Genomic DNA, 20290 nt, shown 5'->3' on the forward strand with positions numbered 1-20290 from the left:
ATGGTCGTCAAGCAGTGTGACAGCGCAAAATATGACCAGTTGTCGCATGTCTTCATGTTGGGTACGGGCATCAATAGGCAAAGTCATGCCCCAGCTCTTTCTGCATCCACTCCAAAAAGCGCCTGACCCGAGGGAAATTTGAATGAGCCCTAGGGAAAACTAGATGGTGTGCAGTGATAGAAGCGCTCAGCTCCGGCGCCACCTCAACCAATGCGCCTCTAGCAAGATAGTCCTGAGCCAGCAATGTGCTTTCCAAGGCGAAACCAAGGCCGTGACTGGCGGCCTCCAGCGTCATGTACGAGCGGTCAAAGCTTAAGGTGTAAGGTTGCTCGGGACGCGACAGTCCATGTTGTGCAAACAGCTGTGGCCACTTGATCAGCGTGGCTTCCGACAAGATCAAATTGCTGTCAAGCAGATCCGCAACCACCCGTATGGGACGCTTTTCCAGCAGCTTCGGTGAAGCCATGACCGCAATTTTTTCATTGCGAATCGTCCGCACTTCATAGCTAGGCCAATTGGGCATGCCATGGCGGATATCCACATCAATTTTGTCTCGACTGAAGTGCAGTGATTCATAGGAGCACGAGAGGTTGAGCTGGATATCGGGATGGCTCTGGCGAAACTGCTCCAAGCGCGGCATCAGCCACAGCAAACCGAAACTGGGCGACGAGTGCAACCGCAGGCAATCCAGGCTGACATCACTGGTAGCGCGCTCGGTGGCTACGGCGAGGCTATGCAGGATGCCGGAAACCTCGGTGAGATATTGCTCACCGATCGGCGTCAATGTGACGCCTCTGGCCGTTCTGAAAAACAACTGTCTACCGATCATTGCCTCTAGTTTGGCCAGCTGGTGACTAACCGCCGAGGGTGTCAGGTCGAGTAATTCTGCTGCGCGAGCGACATTGCCGAAGCGCGCCGTCTGTTCAAAGGCCTGAATGGCTTTCAGGGGTGGCAGTATCGGAGGCGCATCGCCGGGTGAACGCATGATTATTGTTATTCCGCTGCAAGTGACATAAGCCGGGCATCCAGCTATTCAAGCATCCGCTCACTGGATTGGCGAGTGCTGAATTTTTTTCAGCATCGAGTGAGATTCGCGTTATTGCTCAAGGTCACCCTGGAGAACAAGCTGGGCCATCGATTCATTGCGGGTCGACCCAATAACAACAATCAGAGGTACCCTCCCATGCTTCTTCAAGGCAAAGTCGCGATCATCACCGGTGCCGCCTCCGCACGTGGAATTGGCCGCGCAACGGCGACTACCTTCGCGCAACAAGGCGCGCGTGTCGTGATCCTCGATCTGGATGAATCCGCCGCAAGGGATGCCGCTGCTTCCCTGGGCGAAGGTCATTTGGGGGTTGCGGCCAACGTCGCAGACGAATCGCAGGTTCAGCAGGCCGTCGCCAAAATCATCGAGCACTTTGGTCGCATCGACATCCTCATCAACAATGCCGGCATTACCCAGCCCCTCAAGACATTGGACATTCGCCCTTCCGATTACGACAAGGTACTGGACGTCAGCCTGCGCGGCACTTTGCTGATGTCGCAGGCGGTGATTCCGACCATGCGTCAACAGTCTTCAGGCAGCATTGTGTGCATGTCTTCCGTTTCGGCTCAGCGTGGTGGAGGCATTTTCGGTGGCCCTCATTACAGTGCCGCAAAAGCAGGTGTGCTGGGGCTGGCGAAAGCCATGGCACGGGAACTGGGGCCGGACAAGGTACGCGTCAACTCCATCGCCCCAGGTCTGATTCACACCGACATTACCGGTGGCCTGATGCAGGACGAACGCCGCCACGCGATCATCGATGGCATCCCACTAGGGCGTCTGGGTGAAGCCCAGGATGTGGCGAATGCCGCATTGTTTCTGGCCAGCGATCTCTCCTCATATTTGACTGGCATCACGCTGGATGTGAACGGCGGCATGCTGATTCACTGATTACACCTGGCGGGCCTCGCGGCCCGTGCGGATCTGGATCGACGATGCAGCCGGGCCTTTGGCCTGGCGGTCAATAAAAACAAGAGATCAGACCATCATGACAACCCTGTCGCTCGAAGCGGTTTCGACCGTGCGCTCTAACGCCTACCGGAAAACCGCCTGGCGCCTGATGCCTTTTCTGATGCTGTGCTACCTATGCGCCTACCTCGATCGCGTCAACGTCGGCTTTGCCAAACTGCAAATGATGAACGATCTGGCGCTCAGCGAAACGGTCTACGGACTGGGTGCGGGCATGTTCTTCATTGGCTACTTCCTCTGCGAAGTCCCCAGCAACATCATCCTGCACAAGGTCGGTGCGCGGGTCTGGATCGCGCGCATCATGATCACCTGGGGCATCGTTTCCGCCCTGTTCGCCTTCGTCGAAACCGCCTGGCAATTCTATGCATTGCGCTTTCTTCTCGGCATCGCCGAAGCCGGTCTGGCACCTGGTCTGCTGCTGTATCTGACCTATTGGTTTCCGTCGTACCGTCGTGCCCGGATGACCGTGTTGTGGTTTATCGCCATTCCGCTGTCAGGCATGGTGGGTGGCCCCCTCTCCGGCTGGATCATGACCCACTTTGCTGGGATGCATGGCTGGGCGGGATGGCAATGGATGTTCGTGCTGGAAGCCGTGCCCACGGTCGTGATCGGACTGCTGGTGCTGAGCTACCTTAAGGACGGTGTGCATCAAGCCAGTTGGCTCAACGACGACGAAAAAGCGCTGATCAACCGTGAGCTGGCCGAGGATGACCAGAAAAAAGTCACGCATGCCTCTGTGGGCGAATTCATCCGCGACCGTCGTCTCTGGTTACTGGCCGCCATCTATTTCTGTGTCGTAATGGGCCAATACGCAATCACCTTCTGGCTGCCGACCCTGGTGCGTAACGCAGGAGTGTCCGACCCGATGAAAATCGGCATGCTGACCAGCCTGCCCTACCTCTGTGCAATCGTGGCCATGCTGTATGCCGGACGCAGTGGCGACAAACATCGCGAGCGCCGCTGGCACCTCATCGTACCGATGATCGCGGGTGCTATCGGACTAACCCTGGCGGCAATGATGGGCGGAAATGTGACGCTCTCCATTCTGAGTCTTTGCCTAGCTGCTTCCGGAATTCTGTCCGCGACGTCGATGTTCTGGATGTTACCCACCACGTTACTCGGTGGCGTGTCTGCCGCCGCAGGCATCGCGGCGGTCAACAGCTTCGCCAACCTCGCCGGCTTCTGCTCGCCCTACCTGATTGGCTGGGTAACCACACTGACCGGTTCCAGCGCCATCGGCATGTATCTGATCACTGGCGTGCTTCTCGTCGGTGCCACCCTGGTGCTGCGCATTCCCGCCGCCTTGGTCAATCGTTGATTCACAGGAGAACTCACCATGACTGCCAATCCTTCATTCGTGACACCCAAGACCCTGACGGAGCGCGCGCACAACATTCGCCGCCATGCGCTGCGCATGGGTCAAGTCCAGGGACAAGGTTATGTCGGCCAGGCTCTCGGTGCCGCCGACCTGCTGGCAGTGTCCTACTTCCATGCGCTTAGCTATCGGCCCGAAGACCCGGAATGGGAAGCGCGTGATCGCTTCTACCTGTCGATCGGTCACTACGCGATTGCGCTGTATGCGGCCTTGATCGAAGCCGAAATCATCCCGCTCGATGAGCTCGAAACATACGGATCGGATGACAGCCGGCTACCGATGTCGGGCATGGCGACATACACCCCTGGCATGGAAATCACCGGAGGTTCGCTGGGTCAGGGCCTGGGCATCGCGGTCGGTGCCTGCCTGGGCCTCAAGCGCAAAGGTTCGCCCTCCTTCGTCTACAACTTGCTGTCGGACGGTGAATTGAATGAAGGCTCGACTTGGGAAGCCGTCATGTCAGCGTCTCATTGGAAGCTCGACAACCTGATCGCCATTGTCGATGTGAACAACCAGCAAGCCGATGGCTATTCGAGCGAGATCCTCTCGTTCGAACCCATCGTTGATCGCTGGCAGGCATTTGGCTGGTTCACTCAGCGCGTCGATGGCAATGACCTGGATGCACTCGTCACTGCGTTCGATGCCGCCCGCAACCATCCTGGCACGCAACCGCGAGTCATCATCTGCGATACCAAAATGGGTAAAGGTGTGCCCTTCTTGGAAACCCGGGAGAAGACGCACTTCATCCGCGTGGAAGAGCACGAATGGGATCTGGCACTGAGCAATCTTGAAGAAGGAAAAAAGCAATGAGCAACGCCATCCACACTCCGACTTCGACTGGTGAGCCAGCCAAAAAGCGCCTAACCACCTCGGCAATGATCGCGTCGATTGCCTCTGAAGGCCAAGCCACCCGCTCAGCACCTTTTGGCCATGCATTAGCCGCGCTGGCGGATCAGCGCTCAGACATCGTGGGCATGTCCGCCGACTTGTCCAAGTACACCGATCTGCACATTTTCGCCAAGGCCCACCCGGATCGTTTCTATCAGATGGGCATGGCCGAACAGTTGCTCATGAGTGCTGCAGCAGGGATGGCACGTGAAGGTTTCGTGCCGTTCGCCACGACCTACGCCGTGTTCGCCTCGCGCCGTGCCTATGACTTCATTTGCATGGCGATTGCCGAGGAAAACCTCAACGTCAAAATCGTCTGCGGCCTGCCCGGCCTGACCACTGGCTACGGCCCAAGCCACCAGGCCACGGATGACCTGGCGATCTTCCGTGCCATGCCCAACCTGATGATTGTCGATCCGTGTGATGCACTGGAAATCGAACAGGCGGTGCCCGCTATCGCGGCGCATCAAGGGCCGGTCTACATGCGGCTGTTGCGCGGAAATGTGCCGCTGGTGCTGGACGAGTACGGCTACAAATTCGAGATCGGCAAGGCCAAAACCCTGCGCACCGGTAACGATGTGTTGATCATCTCCACCGGCTTGATGACGATGCGCGCACTGGAAGCGGCCAAAGAGCTACAAGCGGACGGAGTTGATGTCGCTGTATTGCACGTACCGACGATCAAACCACTGGATGAGCAAACCATTCTCGCTGAAGCGAGGAAGTCCGGTCGCTTGGTCGTTACCGCAGAAAACCACTCGATTATCGGTGGATTGGGTGAAGCCGTTGCAACGGTCTTGCTACGTAACGGCGTAACACCAACCTTCAGGCAAATCGCGTTGCCCGATGCTTTCCTGGATGCTGGCGCCTTACCTACGCTGCATGATCGTTACGGAATTTCGACTCAGGCGGTCTGCGCCCAGATCAAAGCATGGCTTTGATCTGGGCCTAAAGAGAAGAGCCTAAGCATCGGCTTAGCTGTCAAGAGCGATGAACAAGGGCGTCTTTCGACGCCCTGACTTGTTAAGCGGTCTTGATTACTAACTTCTCCAATGCATCTTTGGTGAGATGCTCATAAGCTTGACCAGGCGGATTCAAGAGAGGCGAACCTCGAGGACATTGGGCAAAGCCAATATCCGAGCGACAAGATCCCACCAAATTCTCCTACCGCTACTGAATTGTCACGCCCATTCCCTCCCCCTTCGCAACGCCCTCACTACACATACGATCAAGTCGGCTGTCGCGCCCCCTTGCAAGCCTACCAACTAGATGGTAGATTCTATCGGATTCACATCTCCTCCCGTAAACCTACAGGGCGCCCCGCCCAGGTGAGTCCCCATGCAAGATTGGAAGCAAACTCGAAAAGACATCAGCGCCCGCCTAGTACAGCTGAATGGCCTGTCCCCAGAGACCATGAAAGGTATGGCTTCTCTAGGGAGCGCCGGCGCAAAAACAAACCACCTCGATGCTAAAACTCGTGAACTGATTTCGCTCGCCGTAGCGGTGACCACCCGCTGTGATGGCTGCATCGCTTTCCACGCTGCTGAGGCCAAAAAGCTTGGTGTAACTACTGAAGAGGTTGCTGAAGCATTGGGTGTAGCAATCAACATGAACGCCGGTGCTGCATTGGTTTACAGCACTCACGTTTTGGATGCATTCGACAAACCTTAATACAGGGCATTGCGGAAATATCAGAACTAACTGCTGCCATCCGCCCAGCCAACTGCGAGACTTTTCATGAATGAGCTTTTCACGCCCTACGGTCTGTGCGGAACGCTATTAGAAAACCGTGTCGTTTTAGCCCACATGACTCGCACTCGAACACTGGAAAAAAATTCAAATGAACTTATCGCTCTCTACTTCGCGCAGCAAGCGTCTGCCAGTCTGATCACAGAAGGACTGGAGGCCCGTGGCTATTTGTATACCCCGGGTATTTACACTGCGGAATAGGTTGAGGCTGGCGCCAAGTCAGTGATGCTGTATGAGGAATAGCGACATGAACAAGTCTTATGAGCAGTCCCTGAAAATCGATGCTCCCCGTGCTGGCGGGTTGCGTCAACTGCGTAGCCTGTGCAGTTACGAAATAGGGGTAATACCACTCCCGATTTTTCTCGGCATCGCCGTAATTGTATATCTCTCGGCACACTTGGGTTTTTTGCCTAAGAACATGATCGGTGGCCTTGCCGTCATCATGACGATGGGCATGTTCTTCGGTCAACTGGGTTCGCGTCTTCCGATTCTGAAGGAAATCGGAGGAGGAGCCATTCTGTGCTTGATGTTGCCATCGATTCTGGTGTTCTACGGCTTCTTCGGGCCGGCCACGATTGACGCCACAAAAATGTTGATGAAAGAAGCCAACTTTTTGTACTTCGTGATTGCCAGCCTGGTAGTCGGCAGTATTCTCGGGATGAGCCGATTTATTTTGATTCAGGGCATGATGAGGATGTTCATACCTCTTTTCGTCGGAACCCTGGCTGCCGTGGCAAGCGGACTCATTGTGGGAAAACTCGTCGGCTATAGTTTCTACCACACCTTCTTCTTTATCATTGTTCCAATTATTGGCGGGGGCATTGGTGAGGGAATCCTGCCTTTATCACTTGCTTACTCAGCTATTCTCGGCGGTACGCCGGATATCTACGTTGCTAAATTGGTGCCTGCCGCTGTAGTCGGCAACATCGCGGCGATTATCTGTGCCGGCTACCTGGCCCGGCTGGCGCTAAAACGCCCGCATCTCAATGGCGAGGGTTCATTGATCCGTGCCAAAGACGAGAATGATAAATTCCAAGCCAGGGAAGATAACGGCTCGACTATCGATTTCAGAGTGATAGGTGCAGGCATTCTGGTCATCTGTGCATTCTTCGTCCTTGGCGGTCTGCTTGAGAAAGTCCTGGGTATTCCTGGCCCTGTCCTGATGATCTTGGCCGCTGTACTTTTTAAGTACGTTCGCGTTCTGCCGGAAAACCTGGAGAAAGGCACAAACGCTTTCTACAAGCTGATCTCTTCCGCCTTCATTTGGCCGGTAATGATCGGCTTGGGCATGCTGTATGTCCCTCTAGATAGCGTTGTAAAAGTCTTTTCTATTAGTTATGTCCTAGTCTGCGTATCCGTCGTTGCCTCAATGGCCATCGCAGGTTTTTTCATTGGCAACCTGATGAAAATGTACCCCATCGAATCAGCCATCGTGACCTGCTGCCACAGCGGCCTTGGCGGTACCGGGGATGTTGCGATCCTCTCAGCCTCCAATCGTATGTCGCTGATGCCATTCGCTCAGATCTCCACCCGCCTCGGCGGCGCTTCGACGGTGATCCTTGCTAGTATTCTTTTGCGTATTTTTGCTTGATGCCGAGTGCAGGACACTCATCATCAACCCCTCAATAAACCCAATGGTTTTCACTTTCTAGCGAACACCATGTGAGGGCAGATTTCGTCTGCCCTTGGTGCTGGATTGCTAAACGGCGCTTTAAAGCAGCCCTTGAGCAGTTTGAGCACAAACATCTGGTAGAGATAAACCTGCGGGCCTACCGGCTCGCACCAGGCCAGGTATCAGAGCCGTTCAAGGAAAATTCATGATGAGCAAACAAAAGATAACGTTCCGAAACGCCCAGGGTATAAGCCTGTCAGGTCTGCTTGAGACGCCGGAGGCGCCCAGAGCCTATGCATTGTTCGCCCACTGCTTCACCTGTGGGAAGGATATTAAAGCTGCCGCGAGAATTGCTAAGGCGCTAGTCGACAATAATATCGCTGTACTGCGATTTGATTTCACAGGTCTAGGCAGCAGTGAAGGCGACTTCTCCAACAGCAATTTTTCCTCCAACGTTGCCGACTTGGTAGCGGCGGCGGAGTTTTTGCGTGATACCTATCAAGCTCCATCCATCTTGATTGGCCATAGTTTGGGCGGAGCCGCAGTCATAGCGGCGGCGAAGCACATCCCAGAGGCAAAGGGTGTGGTGACAATCGGTGCCCCTGCTGACGCGACTCATGTCCTGAAGCAGTTCAAAGGTCACGTAGAAGCGATCAGAGACATTGGTGAATATAAAGTAATGCTGGCAGGAAGAGAGTTTACTATAAAAAGGCAGTTTCTCGATGATATTGAAACCCAACAGCAGGATACAAATATCGCTAACCTACGACGCGCATTGCTTATTTTTCATTCCCCAGCAGACAGCGTTGTATCAATAGAGCAAGCCCAGAAAATTTACCTAACAGCTAAACACCCCAAGAGCTTCATTTCACTCGACTCGGCTGACCACTTGCTTACTAATAGTCAGGATGCGGATTATGTTGCGTCATGCATTACTGCCTGGAGCTCTAGGTATCTGTAACCCTAGGCATTGCTTCCCGGCGAAAATGCCATAGCACTTTGGGGGTCATTTTCATATGGCATCAGCACTTGGCCGGAGCGAGCTGGATATCGTGATAAGTATTCCCTGTAAGAAAATCTGACTTTTCCGACATCGATAACAGTTGGCACACTTAATGAACTTACCAACACAAATCCGGCTGGCCTTGGTCGATGATCACACCTTAGTGCGCGATGGGATCAGAGCTCTACTATCCGTCATTCCGACTGTGACCGTGATTGGTGAGGCTGAAAATGGTGCGGATGCTATGGTGATGGTTGAGCACTGCAATCCTGATCTTCTATTGGTCGACATCAACCTTCCCGACATAAACGGTCTTGAGCTGACGCGAAAAATACGTGACAGGTTCCCCACCCTGAAGGTGCTCGTGCTCAGCATGTATGATAGTAAAGAGTATGTAAGTGAATCCCTACGCTCCGGTGCGAGTGGCTATGTATTGAAAAACGCACCCTCAAGAGAGATTGTCGCTGCGATTGAAGCAATTAAAAACGGAGGTACTTTCTACAGTGCTGAAATCGCACAAAAGCTGCTTCTTGATGATGGTATTATCAACGAGCTAACGCCCCGGGAGAGCCAGGTTTTATATAAAATGACTCAAGGGCTGAACAACAAGGAAATGGCACGAGAACTGAACATCAGCGTCAGGACTGTAGAAACCCATCGCTTGAGCATTCGACGCAAACTCAATATCGACAAACCTGCTGCGTTGGTAAAGTATGCAATAGACCATGGAATAATTCCGAGATAGGAAATTTAGCCAGTGGTCGTGGCGTGTCATTCAATTCATGTTTATAACAGTGCCCCCATCGGAACTGTATCGCCCATCCGCGACAGAAGTTGCCTAACGTGCCCACAAGATGTGGGCGTCATAGTCAGCGCGCCCTTGCAAACCTACCAATCGGATGGTAGATTCTGATCACCCTCTAGAAATTACTAAGCAAAACTATAGGGCCTGTGCTCGATGAGTTGCAGACTTCCTACGACAGTCCGGCACGCTATTAGCCAACCGCTCTTATTGCTGGGTGCCTGCCGAGGAGATTGAAAATGCTCTACGATTTTGACCTTTACGTGATTGGTGCCGGTTCCGGAGGCGTGCGGGCTGCGCGTTTCTCCGCCGGTTTTGGCGCGAAAGTGGCTGTGGCCGAGAGCCGCTATCTGGGCGGTACATGTGTGAACGTTGGCTGCGTGCCGAAAAAGTTGCTGGTCTACGGCGCGCACTTCGCCGAAGACTTCGGGCAGTCGCAAGGTTTTGGCTGGACGCCGGGCGAGGCGAAGTTTGACTGGGCGACGCTGATTGCCAACAAGGATCGCGAGATCAATCGACTGAACGGCATCTATCGCGATCTGCTGGTCAACAGCGGTGTCACCTTGCATGAGGGCCACGCCAAGATCGTCGACCCGCACACGGTCGAGGTCAATGGCGAGCGCTACACCGCCAAAAATATCCTGATCACTACCGGTGGCTGGCCGCAGATCCCGGAGATTCCGGGACATGAGCACGCGATCAGTTCTAATCAGGCGTTCTTCCTTAAAGAGCTACCCAAGCGCGTTCTTGTGGTCGGTGGTGGTTACATTGCGGTGGAGTTTGCCGGGATTTTCCAGGGGCTGGGTGCCGAGACCACGCTGCTGTATCGCGGTGATCTGTTCCTGCGCGGCTTCGACGGTGCGGTGCGCAAACATTTGCGGGATGAGTTGACCAAGCGCGGCTTGAACTTGCAATTCAATGCCAACATCGAACGTATCGACAAGCAGTCCGATGGCAGCCTGAAGGTGACCCTCAAGGACGGTCGTGAGTTTGAGGCGGACTGCGTGTTATATGCCACCGGTCGACGTCCGATGCTCGACAACCTGGGCTTGGAAAACACTGGCGTCACACTCGACAGGAAAGGTTTTGTCGAGGTCGATGAAATGTATCAAACCGCTGAACCGTCGATCCTGGCCCTGGGCGATGTGATTGGTCGGGTGCAGCTCACTCCGGTCGCTCTGGCGGAAGGCATGGCCGTAGCGCGGCGTTTGTTCAAGCCCGAGCAATACCGCCCGGTGGACTACAAGATGATCCCGACCGCCGTGTTCAGCTTGCCGAACATCGGCACTGTCGGGTTGACCGAAGAGGAGGCGCGAGAAGTCGGACACGAGGTGGTGATCTACGAAAGCCGTTTCCGGCCGATGAAGCTGACCCTGACCGAGTGCCAGGAGCGCACCTTGATGAAGCTGGTAGTAGATGCCAAAACCGACAAGGTTCTCGGTTGTCACATGGTTGGCCCGGATGCCGGGGAAATCGTTCAGGGGCTGGCGATTGCCTTGAAGGCAGGCGCCACCAAGCGCGTTTTCGACGAAACCATCGCCGTGCATCCGACGTCCGCCGAAGAGTTCGTTACCATGCGCACGCCGGTAGCCTAGACGATTCCGACAACGGTACTCCGGCGCACGCGGAGTTTCGGGGTAAGGCTAGTTTTTTTGGTTTTCGGGTTGCTCTGAAATCAAAAGCTAGCCGCGACTGACGTCGCAAAAAAACGATCTCCCCTGCCCTGCGGGCAAAGCCGTCCACTGTCATTCCCTGCCATTCACTTCATTCTAAATTTCAAAAAAGGCAAGGACAGCGACAACAGCAACGGCGAAGCAATCGAGTCGATTGCCCTAAAGCCTGAGGCAGCCACGAAAGCGCACAGCCATCGAGATCTCTGCTTTTTTTTTGGAATCAAATATAGGAACTCCGTTTCCTTTTTTTAAATTCAAGGGCGCTAGCAAACTATTTTTTTGTAGGCCCTCCGGGCACCACTGTGTTTGCCTTTGGTGAAGGCGCAAAGGCCTGACGTTTAGGCACCCGCAGCGCTGAACGGACAGTGATACGCACGCTGCGGTTAGCAGGTGCGAACCCACTCCATCAGCATTCCGTCTTGGCTCTGCCAAGACACAACCATCTGCGCTCGCGCCTTTCTCCTAATCAGAAAAAAGCGTTCATCCAATAGGTGGCTTTATCCAGCCAAGTCGGATCGATATACCCATGGATCACCTCGGAACGTCTACAGTCAGAAACTCCCATGTAGTAGGCGCGCCATCGTACCCGACGCCCCGATTAAATATTTTTTTCACCAACGCCTTAAATCTTGGAAGTAAATTCTAAATCCGAGCCAATTTTTGAAAAATACGGAAAATTTTTCGTTGAGAGATGCCCTATATTTTATTGAAGCCCATGTGTCGTTGATAGCTTGTAGCTGAGCACCACAATGAGTTTTTAGCCAAGCCGTGGGACGTTGAAACCATTAGCAACTATGAGAGGTGATCATGGAACAAATACCATTGTTTATTGGCGGTGTATGGCGTAACACGCATCCCACTGAATCGATCCCCGTAATCAATCCGGCAACTGAAGAGCAGATCGGACTCATTGCGAAAGCTAGCTTGGCTGACATAGAAGACGCGGCAATCGCTGCGGAAAAAGGCTTTTCCACCTGGAAACAAGTCTCTGCGCTCGATCGCGCAACGATTATGCACAAGGCGGCAAACCTGATTCGTGAGCGCGCAGAAAATATCGCCCTCACCCTCACCGCTGAGCACGGAAAGCCCCTGGCCGAGGCGATGGGTGAAGTCGCTGCAACTGCAGACACCATCGATTGGCATGCTGAAGAAGGCAGACGCGCGTATGGGCGTGTCATCCCCTCGCGCGCATTAGGAATTCATCAGTTTGCCTTGATGGAGCCTATCGGGCCTGTAGTGGGATTTGCGCCATGGAATTTTCCGCTCATTCAAGCGGTGAAAAAGGTTGCTGGTGCGCTGGCCGCCGGCTGTTCGATCATTTTAAAAGGCGCAACCGAGGCACCTACGTGTGCTGTTGAGCTTGTGAAAGCATTCGCTGACGCTGGCGTTTCTCCAGGAGCCGTCAACCTACTGTTTGGTGACTCGAGCCAAATTTCTGAGTATTTGATTGCTCATCCTTCCATCCGGAAAGTGACCTTCACCGGATCAACGCCAGTGGGCAAAAAGCTTGCAAGCCTCGCAGGGCTGCATATGAAGCGATCCACAATGGAGCTGGGTGGCCATGCGCCGGTAATCGTTATGGACGACGCGGACATCGCAACCGCAGTCAAGATTTCTGTCGCCGCTAAATATCGAAATGCGGGCCAGGTCTGTGTCTCCCCGACTCGCTTCATTGTTCACTCAAAAGTGTTCGACGAGTTTGTTTCCCGTTTCGTGGAAGGCGCACGCGCAATCAAGGTGGGCGACGGTCTTGATCCGACGGTAACAATGGGCCCAATGGCTCACCTGGGCCGGCTTAAGGCAACAGAGGAACTCGTGGCGGATGCGGTATCCCATGGAGCGAAGCTGGAGACTGGCGGCAACCGCGTAGGCGACAAGGGTTATTTCTTCGAACCCACCGTTCTCACCAATGTACCGGTGACCGCTCGCGCCATGGTTGAAGAACCGTTCGGGCCGATTGCGTTGATCAATTCTTTTGACGACATCGATGAAGCCATCAAGGAAGCCAACAGACTGCCATACGGCCTCTCTGCCTACGCATACACGCGATCGCTTAGCTCGGCTAATAAGCTGTTTAACGGCATCGAGTCTGGCGCCATCTCGATCAACCATCACAGCGTTGCCCTACCCGAGCACCCGTTTGGCGGCGTAAAAGATTCCGGATACGGAACCGAAGGAGGCCCTGGCGCACTGGATGCTTTCATGACCACGAAGTTCGTTTCGCTTGCGAGCGTTCTTTAACGTTCGGCGAACGTGTTTTTTAGTCGCTATCGAGCACTGCTGCATTCAGGAAATAACGCGTCGCTAACTATTGGAACTCTTATGCTTACTCCGAACATTATCGAGCGTCTTGTCGGCGCAAACGAAAACTCTCCGCTCGCGATGGCCATTGCTGAGCGGGCAGAAATTATGGCGCTGAGTCAAGCGAGCCATGATGCAGTGATCATTCCGAAGGATCCCGGTGGTCTGTCACATGCAGAACGTGCAGCCCTTGCTGAACGAATCGCTCGGTTGAGCAACTCTGAAGAATTGGCTGATCACTACCATGCTTGTCTTGAGACAGCAGGTGGCGAAGAAAGCCTTTATGTTGCCGCCAATCCTCAGCAGGCCGCCTACGGGGATGAACGTTTCATGGCGATCATCCGATTCACGGATCTGGTCACTCAAAAGCCGCGAGAAGCTACAAAGCAAGATATCGATACGTTAAAGGCCGCAGGGATTTCAGAACCGGACATCGTAAGGCTCACTGAAGTCCTCGCTTTCGTGAACTACCAGCTCCGGGTCGTAGCAGGATTCAAAATTGCAGGAGAAATGAAATGAGCCAGGTCGTGCATAATTTCACCGTATCGGTGCCTCACTGGTCGCCGTACATCAAGCCTGTTGAGTTAGAAAGCGCGAGCCAAGAGCAGCTTGATGCGATGAAAGTGACTCCATCGAGCAAAAAAATCTCGGAATATGTGCTCACTCTCGCCCATGACCCCGAATCGCTCGCGGTGCGATCCCCTTTGTTCAACGCCATTATGTATGGCCGCGCCGGCTTGCCCCCAGCTGAGCGTGAACTTGGGGCGATTGGTTCTTCAATTGTTAATCGATGCGTCTACTGCGCTGCAGTACACGGCGCCCGATACAATCAGCTGACCAAAAGTACAGAGCTGGTCGCAAAAATTTTTGCAGACGAAACCGAAGCACAATTGGATGATCGCTCTCAGGCGTTGTTTGACTTTGCGGTTGAGTTGGCCAAGTCCCCCCCAATGCTGAATACACGGCATGCCGATGCCTTGAAAGAACTCGGCTTTGACACGCTTGGGGTTGTCGACCTCGTGCTGGCCACAGCCATCTTCGGTTGGGCAAATCGCCTGATGCATGTTTTAGGTGAACCCGTAAAAATCTGATCAGACGCTCCATTGAAGTGATATCAAAATAGCGGGCAGCCCCAAACTGCCCGTTCATCAAAATGACCGTTTTCGATAGCAGCATTTCCGCACCCCATCCTTCCGCATCCTCTGACTTCCCTCCTACTCGTATCTCGAAGCGAAATCGACGCTGCCGGCCAGGCCTTGGAATATCCCTATCAGACGTGCTACACAGTCTGTCGTAATACTTCGCTGCCCCTGAGCAACCGATTTGCAACGCAGCGCCAAGTAAGGGTCTCACCTCTTTCCGAGCAAGTATTGCGTGGCAGCTAACGGACATACAATGACCCGACCTCTCACCGTCAGTGCCACTTGGCTTGTAGGCGTCATCGAGGAACTGACTCGGCAAGGTATCGAGCCTTCCCGTTTGGGCGCTCCCTGGACTCAACAGTGGGACGACGTGGCGCCTACGCGGCAGCTGCAACTCGTGCAAGTGAGGAGGCTTTGGCAGCGCGCGATGCAACTCTCCCAGGATCCGCTGCTCGGCTTGAAGGTTGGCGTAGCACTGCCACTGCAATCGATGAACGTCGTAGCACTGGTGTTGATGCACAGTAGCTCATTGCGCTACGCGCTCGCTCATACGGTCAGGCTGCAGCAGTTAGTTAGCAACTCTGGTCGTTTTTCAGTTGAACCTGTTTCCAACAATGGTGTTCAGCTGGTTTACCACGTAACACCCAGCCCGGTTGCCATGCATCCGGCCCAGATAGATTCGCTGTTTGCCGCGTACATGCGCCTTCTCTATAACTGTATGCCGACTGATCGAAGGCCAACCAGAATTGAGCTACCTGGTACTGACGCGTGTTTAGCCGACCGCTATCAAGTCTATTTCGAATGTCCGATCATTCTCGGAGTCGAGCACGCTCGTGTCGTATTTGGCGCTGAACTGCTGGACTCACCCTGGCAGGCTGCTGATCCAACATTGCTTCGCATCGTACTCGGTCGCGCGGAGACGATGCTTAAAACCCAGGGTCGCTCCGACACGCTCGTTGATTACGTGACAGCAGCCATCGCAGCACAGGGATTTTCGGAAGCGAATTGCGACAGCGTAGCGCGCTCGCTGGATCTCAGCAGGCGTACTCTTCAGCGTCGATTGGCTGAGCGCGGTTCATCCTTCCGCCAATTACTGGAAGCGGTACGTATGAGCGAGGCATTGGAAGGCCTGGCTGATCCCAATCTGCCGCTTGTGATGCTGGCAGAACGGCTGGGCTATGCAGAGCCCAGCGCTTTTTCGCATGCTGTGCGAGGTCATTTCGGTAAAGCACCTAGTGCGCTGCGCCAAGAATTAGCAAGCAGCTTCTCTGCAGGAGGAAAGGCCCTTGCAATCACCAGCAACGAGAGTTCCGACAACCAAAATACGGCTTGTGCAGCCGATTCGACCCGGTGCGATCTTGAGGGCTAAAGCTCTCGGAAAAGATCACGCTCAAGAACTGCACTCGCCGCGACCAGCCCACTGACCATCGCGCCACTGACTCCGGCAGCGGTCACATCCTGTCCACCGAAAAACAGACCTTTAACGGGGCCATGCGCACGCATCCAGCGCTGTGCAAAACGAAGTGGCGTTTGCTCATATCCCATGAAATTGCCGTGACTACGATTTAGAAAGTGATTGAAAGTAAGAGGTGTAGCCAACTCGGCATGAGCAATGTGTCCGCCGATTTGAGGATAATGTTTTAAGGCCACGGCCAAGAGGTCTTCTCTAAGGCTTGCTGTCATGTCCTCGTACTCTGCACCTCGGCGCTTCCACTTCGTGCCAGTGAAACGCTCGAACACCGACCAATCTGTCAGGCCGCAGACGTCCATCGTGCTCTGCTTAGGGTGACGGTCGACCCAACTCGGATCCCGCAGTGATGGATGGGCAATGAAATGAAGGGGCATGGGCTGTCCCTCTGGATCAGCTTTGTACCGAGCGAGATTCGCTGGTAAATCATTGCTTGGGTGCACCCAAAGATTGGCTGGATGAATGTTCAGATCTGCGTTTGCGATGTCGATGCCAAGGTTAAGCACAGCAAAACATTGAGTTGTACCAATGCTCTTAGTCACCTCGCCCAATGGCTTCGCCAGTTCTGGATTTGCATGAGCCAGCAGCGGTACGGTCTGAGAAATACCAATCGCACTGACGACTCTGTCCGCGAGAATTTGGCTTCCGTCAGCGGTTTTTACACCTACCACGCAACCATCACACATCTCGATGCTCACAACCTCAGCAGTAACAAGGCAAGCTCCTCCTGCAGCACGTACTGTGTCGGCCATTGCTGTGGCGATGCGTTGCGAACCGCCAACGGGGTAGCTGGCACCATCGATGTAATGGCTGAAAACCATGGCATGGATCGCAAAAGAGGCCTCAGCAGGGGAATTGCAGTAGTCGCCGTAGTTCCCACACCAGACTGCCTTAAGGTCAGCGTTGTCAGTCAATTCGTCCAAAACACCCTGCACTGTGCGCTGTGCAAGTGGCATGAATGCAGTCTGAGCCTTGGTGAACGTTGCCTCAGACGTTGAACGTGGCAACGCCCGCTCTCCGAAGAAGCATTTCGCAGCCCGGCTTGCTTCACCCACTAGCTCTACGTAACGATCGATCGCGCGCGCATCCTTCGGAAAGTAATCCTTGAGTCGATCCTTGTAGGCTTCTGCGCCGGCCATATGATCGTAGCTATTGGCACCTACGATAATGCGATTGTAGTTTTCGGGCATGGGCGCCCATTCAAGTTGACCACCTGAGACTTTGTCGAAAAGGCGATAGAGGCCACTCGTTTTGCGGTGTACCTCGCCCATATAGTGCAGGCCTACGTCCCACTCGAAGCCCTGGCGTTTGAAGGATTGCAAACAACCACCCAACACCGCGTGGCGTTCGAGCACCAAAACGCGCTGTCCTTCGAGCGCCAACAATGCGGCTGTGCTTAGGCCGCCTGCGCCAGAACCTATGACAATCGTGTCGAACCTGCTGTCTAGCTCGCCACGAGCCAACGCGCGTTTAAAACTCAGATCGTAATCGCTCATCGCTCGTCCCTTCCCTGCCCTTTCCGGGATTTTTATTGATCACTGCTGCGCAATCGCTACGCAGCCTGGCTGAGTGTGGGTACGTGGGGAATCGGCGTGAATGGCACCACACGCCAAAGATTTGTTTCGACACGACAATTTAAAAGGTGGGAACACCAACCGCCCAAGGTATTGGCATCCCAAATCAATTCTCTGTCGCACGGTAGCAACGACAGCAGAGGACTGGCATCGGAGAATCCCTCCACGGTCTTCCTGTGATTTATTTATAAAAACGAGAGAAAGGGACTGCGATGATGGACAGCAACTTTAGGCATATTCAGGTGGAACCCGAGACTCAGGGTTTTGGAGCCAGGATTACTGGTATCTCGATTGATAAGCCACTCACGGCAGCTGTACTAAGAGAGGTGAAGGAAGCGTGGGCTAGGCACTCGGTGATTTACTTCCCGGATCAGCCTCTCTCCCACACACAACTGGAGGCGTTCACGCTTCAGTTTGGTGAGTTCGGCGTAGACCCATATATCATCCCGATGGAAGCTCATCCGCACATTCTCGAACTCAGACGCGAGGCTGATGAAAAGGCAGTTAACTTTGGTGCACAGTGGCACTCAGACTGGAGCTTTCAGGAACAGCCGCCAGCGGGAACCATCCTACATTCCAAGATCACTCCGCCCGTGGGCGGCGATACGCTATTTGCCGACGGCTATCGTGCCTACGATGATCTTTCTGAGACCATGAAGGGACTCATCAATCATCTCGTCGCGATACATTCTGCGAGCATGCCCTATGGCAAAAATGGCCTGTTCGCAAAAGAGACAGAAGCACGCTCAATGAAGATAGTGGTCAGTGAAGACGCCGACAAAACCTGGCCACACCCGCTGGTACGTATACATCCCGTAACGGGTCGCAAATCCCTCTACGTGAGCCCTGTCTACACGCAGGGTATTCAGGGTTTGACTCATGGAGAATCAACGTCGCTGCTGAGTTATTTGTATCAGCACATGGTGCAGGACACATATGTCTACCGTCACCGATGGGCACCGAACATGCTTACTCTGTGGGACAACCGCTGCACGCTTCACAATGCAGAGGGTGGCTACGACGGCCACCTACGCCTCATGCATCGAACAACCATCTCAGGCGAACGCCCTGTTGGTGTTGCCGCCGTTTAATCAATAAACCAGGGAAATACACCCAATGATTGACGTAAGCATTCTGTACCCGAATGAAGCTGGCGCAACCTTCGACTTCGATTACTATCGTGAGCAGCATATGACGATGATTCAGCAGAAGATGGCCGGGGCCTGCAGTCACTTTACTATTGAGAAAGGCCTTCAAGGCCCAGTGCCTGGAAGCGCTCCAAGCTACATTGCGATAGGTCATCTCTTCTTCGAATCACTCGACGCGTTCGCCTCTGCATTCGGGCCGCATGCCAAGGCTATCGGAGCGGACATCGCCAATTACACCAGTCTCAAGCCCATCATTCAGATCAGCGAAGTGATCATCGGCTGATCCCCAAGAAACCCATTGGCGCACACCGAAAGGCACCTGTTTTTAAGAACCAGGTGCCTAATTATTTAACGCTTGCATAAGAGCCATCAATTTATTAATAACTAACAATGAGCCACAACACTACTGCCGCATATATTTTTACAAAGGCTGATCAGTGACACATCCGAACTCTTTCCGTCGAGAAACAAATTCAAATATTTCTCATAAGGCCTTATGTCAATATTGGCTTCTTTAAGCCAATCAGCATCGTAATATGTAGAGGCATAACGATCTCCCGAATCGCAAATTACCGACACTATCGAACCTGTCTGTTTCTGTGAGCGCATTTGCTCCGCAATACAACAAACACCAAAGAAATTGGTTCCCGTAGAACCACCAACACGGCGCGATAACCGCTCTGAAAGAACGTGCATGGCAGCAAGTGAAGCGGCGTCTGGAATCTTGATCATGTGATCGATGACATCAGGGATGAACGAAGGCTCTACCCTAGGCCGACCAATACCTTCGATGCGAGACGGAGTCGCACAAGTGCTCGCCTTATCCCCAGTATCGTAGGATTCGTAGAAAGCGGAATGTTCAACGTCAACTACACAAAGTCGAGTATTCAGATGCTTATACTTGATATACCTTCCGATTGTGGCTGATGTTCCTCCAGTGCCGGCACTCATAACCACCCAAGCTGGTTCAGGATCTTGCTCCATTGCCATTTGCGAAAATATACTTTCGGCAATGTTATTATTGCCGCGCCAGTCAGTAGCGCGCTCTGCATTTGTAAACTGATCTAAATAATGACCACCCGTTTCACGAGCAAGTTGCTCGGCGACCGTATAGATAGCTCCAGGATTGTCAACAAAGTGACATGTCCCCCCTAATCGATTGATAGCATCGATTTTCTGGCAACTGGTGGAGCGCTGCATTACTGCAGTAAAGGGCAGATTTAGGAGCTTAGCGAAATACGCCTCACTGACAGCTGTTGAACCAGAAGATGCCTCGACTAATAAAGTACCTTTCTTTATCCAGCCATTGCAGATGCCATACAGGAAAAGCGATCGTGCCAAGCGGTGCTTCAGACTACCTGTAGGGTGAGTAGACTCATCTTTCAGATAAATCGATATCCCAGGTAGCCCATTAAAATCCAAAGGAATCAGATGTGTATCGGCAGAGCGATTAGCATCCCCCTGCAACACGCCGATCGCCCAGCGAGTCCACTCTTTATCCTGATTTCCGAGATTAAGATTCATAAATATCCTGTTTTGGCCAC

General features: G+C 53.6%; 19 protein-coding genes and 1 pseudogene. 17 read left to right on the forward strand and 3 right to left on the reverse strand.

The window, feature by feature from the left end; genetic code table 11:
• Positions 1–70: 70 nt before the first annotated feature.
• Entirely contained in the window at positions 71–985 is a 915-nt protein-coding gene (locus tag MMG91_RS07125) for a LysR substrate-binding domain-containing protein (RefSeq protein WP_310659206.1), read from the reverse strand.
• Between the two features lie 198 nt (positions 986–1183).
• On the opposite strand from MMG91_RS07125, the gene MMG91_RS07130 reads away from it, so the two are divergent.
• The 15 genes and pseudogenes from MMG91_RS07130 (at position 1184) to MMG91_RS07200 (ending at position 15925) form a co-directional block, all read left to right on the forward strand.
• Complete coding sequence (locus tag MMG91_RS07130; RefSeq protein WP_310659403.1) at positions 1184–1933, forward strand: SDR family NAD(P)-dependent oxidoreductase; 750 nt, start codon at positions 1184–1186, stop codon at positions 1931–1933.
• 97 nt (positions 1934–2030) lie between these two features.
• Positions 2031–3329 (forward strand): MFS transporter, encoded by a 1299-nt coding sequence (locus MMG91_RS07135; protein ID WP_310659404.1) that lies wholly within the window; start codon positions 2031–2033, stop codon positions 3327–3329.
• 18 nt (positions 3330–3347) lie between these two features.
• Complete coding sequence (locus MMG91_RS07140) at positions 3348–4196, forward strand: transketolase (RefSeq protein WP_310659207.1); 849 nt, start codon at positions 3348–3350, stop codon at positions 4194–4196.
• Positions 4193–5215, forward strand: coding sequence for a transketolase family protein (locus MMG91_RS07145; protein ID WP_310659208.1), 1023 nt, complete (start codon positions 4193–4195; stop codon positions 5213–5215). Before MMG91_RS07140 ends, MMG91_RS07145 begins: the two co-directional genes overlap by 4 nt.
• Positions 5216–5612: 397 nt before the next feature.
• On the forward strand, positions 5613–5945 hold the full coding sequence (locus MMG91_RS07150) for a carboxymuconolactone decarboxylase family protein (RefSeq protein ID WP_008015705.1): 333 nt from the start codon (positions 5613–5615) through the stop codon (positions 5943–5945).
• 66 nt (positions 5946–6011) lie between these two features.
• Positions 6012–6212 (forward strand): annotated as a pseudogene (locus MMG91_RS07155) (alkene reductase); the annotation flags it as partial.
• Between the two features lie 58 nt (positions 6213–6270).
• The gene (locus MMG91_RS07160; protein WP_310659209.1) at positions 6271–7614 is read left to right on the forward strand and encodes a 2-hydroxycarboxylate transporter family protein; all 1344 of its coding nucleotides are present in this window, start codon (positions 6271–6273) and stop codon (positions 7612–7614) included.
• A gap of 71 nt (positions 7615–7685) precedes the next feature.
• Positions 7686–7844, forward strand: a complete 159-nt coding sequence (locus MMG91_RS07165; RefSeq protein ID WP_105347569.1) for a DsbA family protein — start codon at positions 7686–7688, stop codon at positions 7842–7844.
• Positions 7844–8596 (forward strand): alpha/beta hydrolase, encoded by a 753-nt coding sequence (locus MMG91_RS07170; protein ID WP_219847851.1) that lies wholly within the window; start codon positions 7844–7846, stop codon positions 8594–8596. Before MMG91_RS07165 ends, MMG91_RS07170 begins: the two co-directional genes overlap by 1 nt.
• Positions 8597–8750: 154 nt before the next feature.
• On the forward strand, positions 8751–9383 hold the full coding sequence (locus MMG91_RS07175) for a response regulator transcription factor (protein ID WP_310659210.1): 633 nt from the start codon (positions 8751–8753) through the stop codon (positions 9381–9383).
• A 296-nt stretch (positions 9384–9679) separates the two neighbouring features.
• Entirely contained in the window at positions 9680–11035 is a 1356-nt protein-coding gene (gene gorA, locus MMG91_RS07180; RefSeq protein WP_310659211.1) for a glutathione-disulfide reductase, read from the forward strand.
• A gap of 885 nt (positions 11036–11920) precedes the next feature.
• On the forward strand, positions 11921–13354 hold the full coding sequence (locus MMG91_RS07185) for an NAD-dependent succinate-semialdehyde dehydrogenase (protein ID WP_105347559.1): 1434 nt from the start codon (positions 11921–11923) through the stop codon (positions 13352–13354).
• Positions 13355–13435: 81 nt separating this feature from the next.
• Positions 13436–13933: a CMD domain-containing protein gene (locus MMG91_RS07190; protein ID WP_105347556.1), complete on the forward strand. Its 498-nt coding sequence runs from the start codon at positions 13436–13438 to the stop codon at positions 13931–13933.
• Entirely contained in the window at positions 13930–14505 is a 576-nt protein-coding gene (locus tag MMG91_RS07195) for a peroxidase-related enzyme (protein ID WP_008015715.1), read from the forward strand. Before MMG91_RS07190 ends, MMG91_RS07195 begins: the two co-directional genes overlap by 4 nt.
• Positions 14506–14809: 304 nt before the next feature.
• Positions 14810–15925, forward strand: coding sequence for an AraC family transcriptional regulator (locus MMG91_RS07200; protein ID WP_310659212.1), 1116 nt, complete (start codon positions 14810–14812; stop codon positions 15923–15925).
• Here the strand turns inward: MMG91_RS07200 and MMG91_RS07205 are convergent.
• Positions 15922–17520, reverse strand: a complete 1599-nt coding sequence (locus tag MMG91_RS07205) for an NAD(P)/FAD-dependent oxidoreductase (RefSeq protein ID WP_310659213.1) — start codon at positions 17518–17520, stop codon at positions 15922–15924. The two genes, MMG91_RS07200 and MMG91_RS07205, sit on opposite strands and share 4 nt — an antisense overlap.
• Positions 17521–17810: 290 nt before the next feature.
• Here MMG91_RS07205 and MMG91_RS07210 point away from each other — a divergent pair, with 290 nt between their 5' ends.
• Complete coding sequence (locus MMG91_RS07210; protein WP_310659214.1) at positions 17811–18689, forward strand: TauD/TfdA family dioxygenase; 879 nt, start codon at positions 17811–17813, stop codon at positions 18687–18689.
• A 25-nt stretch (positions 18690–18714) separates the two neighbouring features.
• Positions 18715–19029: an EthD family reductase gene (locus tag MMG91_RS07215; RefSeq protein ID WP_310659215.1), complete on the forward strand. Its 315-nt coding sequence runs from the start codon at positions 18715–18717 to the stop codon at positions 19027–19029.
• Between the two features lie 101 nt (positions 19030–19130).
• Here the strand turns inward: MMG91_RS07215 and MMG91_RS07220 are convergent, their stop codons facing one another.
• Positions 19131–20270: a PLP-dependent cysteine synthase family protein gene (locus MMG91_RS07220; RefSeq protein WP_154862813.1), complete on the reverse strand. Its 1140-nt coding sequence runs from the start codon at positions 20268–20270 to the stop codon at positions 19131–19133.
• Positions 20271–20290: the final 20 nt, after the last annotated feature.

This window comes from Pseudomonas sp. JL3, assembly GCF_031570575.1.
In the GTDB taxonomy this organism is placed as follows: Bacteria; Pseudomonadota; Gammaproteobacteria; order Pseudomonadales; family Pseudomonadaceae; genus Aquipseudomonas; species Aquipseudomonas cucumis.

Bases quoted from the DNA above. Each gene is read 5' to 3' on its own strand.
- MMG91_RS07125 (WP_310659206.1), bottom strand. From the start codon at position 985: ATGCGTTCACCCGGCGATGCGCCTCCGATACTGCCACCCCTGAAAGCC.
- MMG91_RS07130 (WP_310659403.1), top strand. From the start codon at position 1,184: ATGCTTCTTCAAGGCAAAGTCGCGATCATCACCGGTGCCGCCTCCGCA.
- MMG91_RS07135 (WP_310659404.1), top strand. From the start codon at position 2,031: ATGACAACCCTGTCGCTCGAAGCGGTTTCGACCGTGCGCTCTAACGCC.
- MMG91_RS07140 (WP_310659207.1), top strand. From the start codon at position 3,348: ATGACTGCCAATCCTTCATTCGTGACACCCAAGACCCTGACGGAGCGC.
- MMG91_RS07145 (WP_310659208.1), top strand. From the start codon at position 4,193: ATGAGCAACGCCATCCACACTCCGACTTCGACTGGTGAGCCAGCCAAA.
- MMG91_RS07150 (WP_008015705.1), top strand. From the start codon at position 5,613: ATGCAAGATTGGAAGCAAACTCGAAAAGACATCAGCGCCCGCCTAGTA.
- MMG91_RS07160 (WP_310659209.1), top strand. From the start codon at position 6,271: ATGAACAAGTCTTATGAGCAGTCCCTGAAAATCGATGCTCCCCGTGCT.
- MMG91_RS07170 (WP_219847851.1), top strand. From the start codon at position 7,844: ATGAGCAAACAAAAGATAACGTTCCGAAACGCCCAGGGTATAAGCCTG.
- MMG91_RS07175 (WP_310659210.1), top strand. From the start codon at position 8,751: ATGAACTTACCAACACAAATCCGGCTGGCCTTGGTCGATGATCACACC.
- gorA (WP_310659211.1), top strand. From the start codon at position 9,680: ATGCTCTACGATTTTGACCTTTACGTGATTGGTGCCGGTTCCGGAGGC.
- MMG91_RS07185 (WP_105347559.1), top strand. From the start codon at position 11,921: ATGGAACAAATACCATTGTTTATTGGCGGTGTATGGCGTAACACGCAT.
- MMG91_RS07190 (WP_105347556.1), top strand. From the start codon at position 13,436: ATGCTTACTCCGAACATTATCGAGCGTCTTGTCGGCGCAAACGAAAAC.
- MMG91_RS07195 (WP_008015715.1), top strand. From the start codon at position 13,930: ATGAGCCAGGTCGTGCATAATTTCACCGTATCGGTGCCTCACTGGTCG.
- MMG91_RS07200 (WP_310659212.1), top strand. From the start codon at position 14,810: ATGACCCGACCTCTCACCGTCAGTGCCACTTGGCTTGTAGGCGTCATC.
- MMG91_RS07205 (WP_310659213.1), bottom strand. From the start codon at position 17,520: ATGAGCGATTACGATCTGAGTTTTAAACGCGCGTTGGCTCGTGGCGAG.
- MMG91_RS07210 (WP_310659214.1), top strand. From the start codon at position 17,811: ATGATGGACAGCAACTTTAGGCATATTCAGGTGGAACCCGAGACTCAG.
- MMG91_RS07215 (WP_310659215.1), top strand. From the start codon at position 18,715: ATGATTGACGTAAGCATTCTGTACCCGAATGAAGCTGGCGCAACCTTC.
- MMG91_RS07220 (WP_154862813.1), bottom strand. From the start codon at position 20,270: ATGAATCTTAATCTCGGAAATCAGGATAAAGAGTGGACTCGCTGGGCG.